This is a genomic window from Rhodococcus sp. BUPNP1, assembly GCF_002215235.1.
In the GTDB taxonomy this organism is placed as follows: Bacteria; Actinomycetota; Actinomycetes; order Mycobacteriales; family Mycobacteriaceae; genus Rhodococcus.
The window spans coordinates 50,382-60,927 of the sequence record NZ_NERM01000026.1 but is presented as its reverse complement, the minus strand read 5'-3'; the positions used below and the strand labels follow the sequence as shown (position 1 = coordinate 60,927).

At 70.1% G+C, this 10,546-nt stretch carries 6 protein-coding genes; 5 read left to right on the top strand and 1 reads right to left on the bottom strand.

The genetic code is table 11. The annotated features are described in order from the left end of the window. The first annotated feature begins 51 nt into the window (after positions 1–51). The 5 genes from metG (at position 52) to B9C99_RS21170 (ending at position 6,370) form a co-directional block, all read left to right on the top strand. Positions 52–1,632, top strand: coding sequence for a methionine--tRNA ligase (gene metG, locus B9C99_RS21190; RefSeq protein ID WP_088899244.1), 1,581 nt, complete (start codon positions 52–54; stop codon positions 1,630–1,632). Positions 1,633–1,720: 88 nt separating this feature from the next. Continuing rightward, on the top strand, positions 1,721–2,860 hold the full coding sequence (locus B9C99_RS21185) for a DUF2786 domain-containing protein (RefSeq protein ID WP_088899243.1): 1,140 nt from the start codon (positions 1,721–1,723) through the stop codon (positions 2,858–2,860). Positions 2,861–2,993: 133 nt separating this feature from the next. After that, a complete protein-coding gene (locus B9C99_RS21180; protein WP_088899242.1) occupies positions 2,994–4,172 on the top strand; it encodes an FAD-dependent oxidoreductase in 1,179 nt (392 codons plus the stop codon). Then, entirely contained in the window at positions 4,169–5,050 is an 882-nt protein-coding gene (locus B9C99_RS21175) for an RNA polymerase sigma-70 factor (RefSeq protein WP_088899241.1), read from the top strand. The genes B9C99_RS21180 and B9C99_RS21175 overlap by 4 nt, the downstream gene beginning before the upstream one ends. Before the next feature lie 12 nt (positions 5,051–5,062). After that, positions 5,063–6,370 (top strand): aminodeoxychorismate synthase component I, encoded by a 1,308-nt coding sequence (locus tag B9C99_RS21170; protein ID WP_088899240.1) that lies wholly within the window; start codon positions 5,063–5,065, stop codon positions 6,368–6,370. Here B9C99_RS21170 and B9C99_RS21165 read toward each other — a convergent pair. Further along, positions 6,334–10,308 carry a hypothetical protein gene (locus tag B9C99_RS21165; protein ID WP_088899239.1) on the bottom strand — a complete coding sequence of 1,325 codons (3,975 nt, stop codon included), beginning with the start codon at positions 10,306–10,308 and terminating at the stop codon, positions 6,334–6,336. The two genes, B9C99_RS21170 and B9C99_RS21165, sit on opposite strands and share 37 nt — an antisense overlap. Positions 10,309–10,546 lie beyond the last annotated feature (238 nt).

The window sequence follows — 10,546 nt, the reverse complement described above, 5'->3', positions numbered from 1 at the left end:
GCTTCGGGGGCGGGACGGGCTGCGCTCACGCCCTATAAACTACTGGCCACCATGACTGCGCCTGATTCCTCCCGCCCGGCTACCGGCGAGACCACCCGCCCGCCGTTCTACGTCACGACCGCGATCGCGTACCCGAACGGCGCCCCGCACATCGGGCACGCCTACGAGTACATCTCGACCGACGCGATCGCGCGGTTCAAGCGTCTCGACGGCTTCGACGTGCGCTTCCTGACCGGCACCGACGAGCACGGTCTGAAGATGCAGCAGACCGCCGCGAAGGAAGGGATCCCGGTCACCGAACTCGCGTCCCGTAACTCGGACGTGTTCGAGGCCATGGACAAGCGGCTGAACATCTCGTACGACCGGTTCATCCGCACCACGGACGCCGATCACCTCGAGGCGAGCAAGGCGATCTGGCAGCGCATGGTCGACTCGGGCGACATCTACCTCGACACCTACGCGGGGTGGTACTCGGTCCGCGACGAGGCGTTCTACACCGACGGCGAGACCACGCTGCTCGAGGACGGTTCGCGGATCTCCACCGACACCGGTACCCCCGTGGAGTGGACCGAGGAGTCCACCTACTTCTTCCGGCTGTCGGCCTATCAGGACAAGCTGCTCGAGCTCTACGAGAAGCAGCCCGACTTCATCGCCCCGGCCACCCGTCGCAACGAGATCGTCAGCTTCGTCTCCGGCGGCCTGAAGGACCTGTCGATCTCCCGCACCACCTTCGACTGGGGTGTTCCGGTCCCCGATCACCCCGATCACGTCATGTACGTGTGGGTCGACGCGCTGACCAACTACCTCACCGGCGCCGGTTTCCCCGACACCGGGTCGGAGTCCTACCGCCGCTACTGGCCCGCCGACCTGCACATCATCGGCAAGGACATCACGCGGTTCCACACCGTCTACTGGCCGGCCTTCCTCATGTCGGCGGGTCTCGAACTGCCGAAGCGGGTCTTCGTCCACGGCTTCCTGTTCAACAAGGGCGAGAAGATGTCGAAGTCGGTCGGCAACGTCGTCGACCCGCTCGAGATGGTCGACCGGTACGGCCTCGACCAGCTGCGCTTCTTCCTGCTCCGCGAGATCTCCTACGGCCAGGACGGCAGCTACAGCCACGAGGCGATCGTCACCCGCATCAACGCCGATCTCGCCAACGACCTCGGCAACCTCGCGCAGCGCTCCCTGACGATGGTCGCGAAGAATCTCGAGGGCACCGTGCCCACGCCGGGCGAGTTCACCGCCGACGACGAGGCGATGCTCGCCCAGGCCGACGCGCTGCTCGCGAAGGTGCGCGCCGAGTTCGACGCCCAGGCCCTGCACCTCGGTCTCGAAACGATCTGGCACGTCCTCGGCGAGACCAACCGCTACTTCTCGGCGCAGCAGCCGTGGGTGCTGCGCAAGACCGATCCCGAGCGGATGGCGACGGTCCTGTACGTCACGCTCGAGGTCGTGCGGATCGTGGGTCTGCTCGTCCAGCCGGTGATGCCCGATGCCGCCGCGAACATCCTCGATCTCCTCGGTCAGGCACCCGAGGCACGGCAGTTCGACGCCGTCGCGACCCGCCTGGCTCCGGGCACCGCCCTGCCCGCCCCGGCACCGGTGTTCCCGCGCTACGTCGACGAGGACTGAGCGTCCGGTCCGGCGACGGAGAGCCTTTCACCTGCGTGTTCTCCGTCGCCGCGCAAACCTGTCGGTGCCGTGCGCCACACTGCGGCGCATGCGCAGCGATAGAATACATGTTCGATCCGGTGGTCTGAACGAGCACTCCCTGCTCGCCGAGCTGGGCGGTGCCTACGAGCGGGGATGGCAGCCCGCCGACGTGCTCCACGTGACGGCCCGCTCGGGTGGTCCCTCCGATGTCGCACTGACGGCGGCCACGATGCTGTTCGACGCGCAGATCCGGCGCGCGGCCGAACGCGCCCCCGTCGAGTGGGTGCGGCAACTCGACGAGATCGCCCGCCGGCATCCGCGTCCCGCCCACGCAGCCGGGGCACCGACCCTGGCCGACGGTCTGTTCCGCGCGTGCCCCGACGTCACCCGCTTCGAGATCGAAGGGCTCGCCTTCACCTGGAAGTACCTGCCGTCCTTCGCGATCCTCACACCCCCGCCGTCGCGGTGGCCGTCCGTCCGGTCCGGCGACCCGTCCGTGCCCACCCCGCCCGACACCCGGATCCTCGAACGCATCCGGGCACTGTTGTCGAAGGCCGAGTCCACCGACTTCCCCGACGAGGCCGAAGCGCTCACCGCGAAGGCGCAGGAACTCGTCTCGCGCCATGCGGTGGGTGCGGCGCTGCTGGCCGGGCCCGACTCCGGCACCGACCCGGTCGTCGGCCGGCGCATCCACCTCGACAGCCCGTACATCCGCGAGAAGGTCCTGCTCCTCACCGCCATCGGCGACGCGAACCGCGTGCGCACGGTGTGGTTCACCCGGGTGCAGATCGCGACGATCGTCGGCACCGCCACCGACCTGCAGCAGGCCGAGATGCTGTACACCTCGCTGCTCGTGCAGGCCGGGCGGGCCGTGCAGGCGGCCGGAACTGCGGGGCGGCGCGGATCGTCCGCGACCTCCTTCCGCCGCGCCTTCCTCACCGGCTACGCGCACCGGATCGGCGAACGTCTCCGCGAGGCGGACGTCCGGGCCACCGCCCACGCCGCCGCCGACGCGCAGATGCCCATCACGAAACTCGCGCCCATCCTCGCCAGGCGGTCCGATGCCGTCGACACCGAGTTCCGGCGGCTGTTCCCCGTCACCCGCGACTCGCGTAGTCACGGCGTCGACGCCGACGGCTTCCACGCCGGTCGCGATGCGGCCGAGACCGCCTCGCTGACACCGGAATCCCGCACGGTCGGTCGCTGACCGGACCGATCGTCGACGAGCCCGACAGCAGGAGACGGGCATCACAGGAATTCACGGCGGCGCCGTGTCACATCCCCGCCACGAGCGGTGTCCTATCGGTGACACCACTTCCGACAGCGAAGGGAACAGAGCGATGACGACGCAATTCCATGTGATGGTCGTAGGGGCGGGATACGCCGGCGTGATGGCCGCGAACCGTCTGCTCGCCGAACACCCTGAGGTGGCGGTCACCGTCGTGAACCCGCGACCGGTCTTCGTCGAACGCGTCCGGCTCCACCAGGTGGCGGCCGGATCCGGAACCGCCACACACGAACTGTCCGATCTCTTGCACCCGCGGGCGACGCTGCACGTCGGTTCGGCCGTACGGATCGAACCGCACGCGGTGTCCCTCGCCGACGGGACGGTCCTGCCGTGCGACGCGGTGATCTACGCCGTCGGCAGCACCTCGGGCTCCGGTGCGATCCCCGGTGCGGAGAAGGCGTTCTCCGTCGCCGACCTCGACTCCGCCACGGCCCTGCACGACGCTCTCCTCGAGGCGGACGATCACGCCTCCGTCGTCGTGATCGGCGGTGGGCTCACCGGCCTCGAGACCGTCACCGAACTCGCACAGTCGTATCCGCGGCGCACCCTCGTCCTCGTCGGCGATCCGGGAGCGGCCCTTCCTGCGAACACGCAGCGTTACATCCTCCACCGGCTCGGCGAACTGGGCGTTCAGGTCCGGTCGGGAACGCAGGTCGCCCGCATCGACGACGGCTCGGTCGTCCTCGACGACGGCTCCGAGATCCCCGCGACCCTCGTGGTCCGCACGGCCGGTTTCTCCGTGCCCGATCTGGCTCGTCGCAGCGGCCTGCGGGTCGACGACGACGGTCGTCTCCGGGTGCGCGACACCCTGCAGGCGGTCGACGGCACGCCGATCGTCGGCGTGGGCGACAGCATGCCGATCGTCGGCGTGGGCGACGCCGTGGTGGTGGACGGCAACGACCACCTGCGCATGAGCTGCCAGGCCGCGATGCCGCTCGGCACCCACGGCGCCGACACGGTGTGGCAACTGCTGCAGGGACGCGAGCCGGCACCGCTCTCCCTCGGTTTCGTCACGACCTGCATCTCTCTCGGCCGCGATCGCGGCGTCGTGCAGTTGTCGGCACGCGACGACACCCCGTCGAGGTGGGCCGTGCGCGGTCGGCTCGCAGCACCGGTGAAGGAAGCCGTCGTTCGTGGGACCATCCACTCCATGCGACTCCAGGCGCGCGGACGTGCCCTGCCGACCCGACGCGGACCGGACACCGCCGCACGGGAGAAGGCGCGCGTATGACCGGCGACGACGTCTTCACCGAGCATCGTGGGTTGCTGTTCTCGATCGCCTACGAGATCACCGGCAGTGTCGCCGACAGCGAGGACGTCCTGCAGGAGAGCTACATCCGCTGGGCCCGCACCGACACCGGCAGCGTCGACAATCCGCGGGCCTACGCGGCGCAGATCGTGACGCGTCAGGCGTTGAACTCGCTGCGTTCGGCGCAGCGCCGCCGGGAGGACTATGTCGGGCCGTGGTTGCCCGAGCCGATCCTCACCGCTCCCGACGCAGCCGCCGAGGTCGAACTCGCCGAGTCGGTGTCGACCGCGATGCTGCTGGTGCTCGAGACGTTGACGCCCGTCGAACGCGCGGTCTTCGTGATGCGCGAGGTGTTCGGTTTCGAGTACGGGCGCATCGCCGAGACGGTCGACCGCACCGAGAGCGCCGTCCGGCAGATCGCGCATCGCGCCCGCGAGCACGTCCATGCCCGGCAGCGACGCTTCACTCCCGCAGGCGACGAGACCGACCGGGTGGTCGCGGCGTTCCTCACCGCGGCCACCACCGGCGACCTCGACGGACTGCTGTCACTGTTGGCTCCCGACGTGCGGTACCTCGCCGACGGTGGCGGCAAGGTCAATGCGGCCCGGGTTCCGGTCCTCGGCTCCGCGAAGGTCGCCCGGCTGTTCCTCGGACTGGTCCGGCATCCACTGCCCGACATGACCATCGAGCCGGCCGTGGTGAACTCGATGCCCGGTGTCCTCGTGTACTCGGCGGGTGTCCTCGACATGGTGTTGCACTTCGAGATCGACGACGGCCTGGTCACCGGCGTCTACGTGGTCCGCAATCCCGACAAGCTCGCGCATCTCGGGGCTCGTCCCGATGCCTCCGACCAGGCATGACAAGCTGACGCCATGCGGATGGAACGACTCGGCCGCGGCGGCACCGTCGATCGCGTGCTCGGTGCACTCGCAGAACGCGCCAGGATCCTCGCCGTCCCCGCTCCGGCGGCACTGTCGGGCGAATGGTTCGGGGCGGCGGCCGTGCTTGTCCCCTCCGTGTCCGTCGAATCCGTCCCACCGGAGGGAGTCTTCTCCCTCCCGGCGGACGCTCCCGACGCCGTGGGTGACGATCGGCCGCTCATCGGGGGCGGGCGCATCGGTTATCTCGCGTACCCGGATCGCATCCCGGACCGACCCGCATTGCCCCTCGCCGCGAGCGGGTGGACCGACACCGTCCTGCGTCTCGACGCCGACGGGTGCTGGTGGTACGAGACGCTCGGCACCGCACCCTGCCCCGACGATCTCGCCGCGGCGGTGCTCGCACCACCGTCGAGCGCCGCATCTCCGACCGCATCCGACTGGCACATCGACTGGACACCACCGCCTCGCGACGAGCACCGCCGCGGCGTCGAACGCTGTCTCGACGCGATCCGCGCCGGCGAGGTGTACCAGGCGTGCGTGTGCACGCGGTTCACCGGCCGGTGGGGCGGCGATCCGCTGGCGTTCTTCGCCGACGGGATCTCCCGGACCGCCCCGGCGCGCGCCGCCTACCTGCAGGGATCGTGGGGTGCGATCGCGTCGTTGTCGCCCGAACTGTTCGTCTCCCTCCATGGCGACACGCTGCGGTCGAGTCCGATCAAGGGCACTCTCCCCCGCTCCGCCGACCCCGCCGTGCTACGAGCGTCGGTCAAGGACGTCGCCGAGAACGTGATGATCGTCGATCTCGTCCGCAACGATCTCGGCCGTGTCGCCGAGACGGGTTCGGTGCGGGTCGAGGATCTGCTGACCGTGCGGCCCGCCCCGGGCGTGTGGCATCTGGTGTCCACCGTCGCGGCGGAGCGGCGACCGGGCGTGACTGTCGCCGACGTGCTCGACGCGGCGTTCCCGCCCGCATCGGTCACGGGCTGTCCGAAGCTCCGTGCCCGAACGCTGCTCACCCGGTGGGAGGGTTCGGCGCGAGGGGTCTACTGCGGCACCGTCGGCATGTCGAGTCCGATCGCCGGCACCGAACTGAACGTCGCGATCCGCACCGTCGAGTTCGGCCATGACGATGCCGGCAACGGCGTGTGCGCTCTCGGTGTGGGAGGTGGCATCACCGTCGACTCCGATCCCGATGCAGAATGGCAGGAATGCCTGGACAAGGCCGCCAGCATCCTCGCGCTCGGCGACGCGCGGGCAGCAGCTCAGCACACCTCGTCGGGAGGCGACGGCAACTCGTAGCGGTCGAGTACCTCCTCGAGGTGCACCGAGGTGGAACGGCAGATGCGGGCGACGACGGCGTCGGCGTCGAGTCCCCACGTGCGGAGCAGACCGTCGCCGCCGGCGGCGACGATGGTGCCGTCGGGCGCGAAGGTCACCTGCCATCGGCCCGTTCCCATGTCGGTGACCGGGCCACCGATCTCGTGCATGTCCCCCGGGTCGGCGACGTCCCACAGGCGGACGGTGCCATCGTCGCTGCCGCTGACCGCGCGCGTTCCGTCGGGCGTGATCGAGACGGAGTAGACCGTGCCGGTATGGCCGCTCAACCGGGTCTCACGGGCGACGAGGTCACCGGACCCGGTGCGGTCCCAGACCACGACGTCGTGGTCGTCCCCGCCGGTCACCAGCACGTCGCTCGACCCTCCGAAGGCCACGGTGTTCACCCCGGTGACGTGCCCGTCCGAGACGTTCACCCGCTGCGGGGAGCGCGGATCGGTCACGTTCCAGGCGTAGATCTCACTGTCGGCACTCGTGACCACGAGACTGCGACCGTCGGGGCTGATGGCGGCGCTGCGCACGAGATTCTTCGGTCCCGTCAGCGGTTCGCCCCACGGCACCGGTTCGGCGGGATCCGCGATGTCCCACAATTGCACCGAGAAGTCGTCGGCGCCGGTCACGAGGGTCGTCCCGTCGGGTCCGAACGCCAGCGCGGAGGTGAATCTCGTGTCGAGCGGCACCGGCTCGCCGAACGGCTTCGGTGTCGCCGGATCGCGCACGTCCCACAGTTGCACGCTGCCGCCGGACGTCGGTGCCGTGGCCAGGATCGTGCCCGAGGGCGAGAGCGCGCACACGTACGCACCGCCGAGCGGGCGCGACAAGGCGATCCCACCGGCGCGGTTCCAGTCGCCACCCTGACCGACCCGCCAGAGCGTGACATCCGGTCCGTAGCTGCCGGTCGCGACGAGGGCTCCGGCACGATCGATCGCCGGTCTGGTCAGCGCACCGTCGGCCACCGCCACCCGGGTCTGCGGCATCGTCCACACCCGGACGTTGGAATCCTGTCCGCCGGTGACGATGGTGGTGCCGGTCGGGCTCACCGCGAGCGTCGGGACACCGCCTCCGTGCCCGGTCAGCGGCGGGCCGATCTCGTCGAGGCTCCGCGTGGAGGGATCGACGTCCCACAGTTTCGCGGTGCCGTCCCAGGACGCGCTCGCCAGTGTGCGGCCGTCGGGGAGGAACGCGATGTTCCAGACACCGCCGGTGTGGGCGTTCGTCGGCACCCCCAGCGGGCGGGCCGCACGCGGATCGGTGGTGTCGAACAGGTGCAGCACACCGTCGTCGCTGCTCGCCGCGAGGATCGTGCCGTCGCCGTTGAAGCTCACCGAATGCGCGACGTCGCCGAAACCGGTGAGCGGCTCACCGAGCGGCACCGGCCGCGACGGCGTGCTCACGTCCCACAGCCGGACGGTGCGGTCGTCGCTGGACGTGGCGAGGATCTGCCCACCGGGACGGAAGGCCACCGTCCGCACACCACCGTCGTGTCCGTCGACCAGGGTGACGGGGAACCGGCCCGATCCGGGATCCGAGGTGTCGACGAGCGCGACGTGCCCGTCGTCGTAGGGCACGGCGAGCACCCGGCCGTTGGGCGAGTACCGCACGTTGTGCACGGCGCCGCCGGCGTAGACCTGCCGGTCGAGCACCACGCGCGGCGCAGCACGATCGGATGCGTCGTAGATCCACACACCGCCGTCACCTGCACCGATCGCGAGGAAACGGCCGTCGGGGCTGAACGAGACGGACGCCATGTACTTCGACGACAACTGCAACGGCTCGCCCACCGCGACCGGTTCGTCGCCGTCGAGTGCCCACAGGCGGACGGTGCCGTCGTCGCTCGCCGAGGCGAGGGTGGACCCGTCGGGTGAGACGACGACGCCGTAGACCGGCCCGGTGTGTCCGCTCAGCGTGTAGGCGAGGGGCACGGCCTGGCTGGCGATGAGTCTCGAGTACGCGACCGGGCTGTCGGGCTGGAGTTCGGCCGCGACGAGCGCCAGATTCGCCGAGACGGTGAGGTCCTCGTCGCGCAGGGAGTCGGACAGCGCGACGATCTGCTGGAACTGCGCGGTGCTCCGTGCCGTCTCGGCTCGTCCCTTCGCGTCCCAGGCCAGTCCGGTCATGACGAACGCGATGATCGTGGACAGCGCCATCGCGGCGATGCCGACGCGCCGGGTCCGTGTCTCGCGGGCGATCTGCCGGCGGGAGGCGTCGAGGAAGGCCACGGCCGTGGGGCTGAGCGCGACCGGTCCGCGCCGGTCCTCGGGGGTGCCCGCCGTGGCGAGGTGCGGGTTCTGCTCGGTCACGACGTCCATGCGTCCGCGTTGATAGAGCAGTTCCCGGTTGCGTCCGGAGGCGAGCCAGGTCGATGCGTCGGCCTCGATCTGCTGCCGCAGGGCGGCGCCGGCGCGGTCCTGCTGGATCCAGGACTTGAGGCGGGGCCACGCGTCGATCACCGCGTCGTGGATGAGTTCGACGTAGTCGGCGTCGACGACGAGCACACGTGCCGACACGAAATGGTCGAGGACGCGTTTCGACGCGTCGCGATCCTCGCCGCCCACCGCGAGCAGTTCGTTCAACGACCGGGCGATCTTGACGTCCGTGCCGGTCGTGGTGACGTACACCAGGTGGACGAGCATCGAGCGGGCGCGGGCCCGGTCGGCATCGTCGGCGAGACTCTCCCACGCCCGTTCGGCGCCGGCGGCGACGGATCCGCGGACCCCGCCGGTCGCGCGGTAGGCGGCGACGGTGAGCGTGCCCCCGCTGCGCTTGTCCCACAGCGAGTCGAGCAGGTGGGAGAGCAGGGGAAGCTCGGTGCCACTGATCTCACCGTCGGCCAGACCCGTGAGGTCGTGGAGGATGAGGTCGACGAGGCCGGGCTCTAGGCGGACCCCCACGAGCTTGGCGGGAGCGGTGATGACCTCGACGAGATCGTCGCGGTCGAGGGGCTGGACGGTCTTGGTCCGCCGCTCGAGTGCCCGGGCGAGCACCGGGGTTGCCACCGCCTGGTCGTAGAAGTCCGACCGCATCGTCGCGACGACGAGGGCGGGCGCGTCGCCGTCGGAACAGGTCGACGCCGTCTCGAGCAGAGTGAGGAATGCGGTGCGCAGAGCGACGTCGCTGCACTGGGTGAACAGTTCCTCGATCTGGTCGACGACGATCAACAGCAAGGACGACGACGTGCGCGAGGTCGCGGCGCGCAGGGCCGCATGTACGGCGGTGTGGTCGGCGGGGTCGCCGACGTCGGCCAGTTCGGGGAACGCGTCGACCAGTCGTGCGACCGGGTCGGTGCCGGGGGTGAGGACCACCGGGTGGCAGTCCGGCGCGGAACACAGCTGCGGAATAAGACCGGCCTGTACGAGCGAGGACTTGCCGACGCCGGAGGCGCCGGTCACCACGACCGGGCCCTGCCCGTGGGAGGCGGTCACCACGTCGGCGAGGCTGCGCACGCTCTGGGTGCGCCCGAAGAACAACCGGGCGTCGTTCTGACGGTAGGACGCGAGTCCCTTGTACGGGCGGACCCCGGGCGGCACCGAGGCCGGTGCCGATTCCTTGGTGCGCGGAGCGTTCGCCTGCCCGCGCGCGGCCTTCCACCAGTTCTCCCACTGCTTCAGGGAGTACAGACCGGGGGCCGGCGGTTCGGCGTTGAGTTCCCGCGCCGCGCGGATGAGGACCACGAGCACTGGATGCACCGACTCGAAGTTGGCCGGCATCCGGTTGCCGCTGCGCCAGTCGCTGACCCGCTGGACGGAGACGGTCCGGTCGCTGCCCACTGCCCGGGCGACGATCGCGGCATCCGAGACGACCTTCTTGAGGGCGGGACGACCGGCCGCGGCGAAGAGCATCCGCAACTGGTCGGCGAAGAACTGACGCTGCGCCGAACCAGGCTTTCCGCCGGTGTCTGCCATCCGTTCCGCGCCCCTCGTACTCCCGTTCCCCGCCTGCAAACATCCGCTGCGGAAAAATTCCTCACCACGTCTGAGCAGGGATGATACCGGTTCCGCGCCGGTCGGTATTTTTGGTCCCCGTCGAAGACACGGAAGAGTGGTGACCACGCAAGGTTCGACCTTGCAGCGTGGGGCGGGGGCCTCCACGCCGATAGGGACTGACGAGGGGTAGTTCCGGGTCGGCGTGGAGGCATGCTCC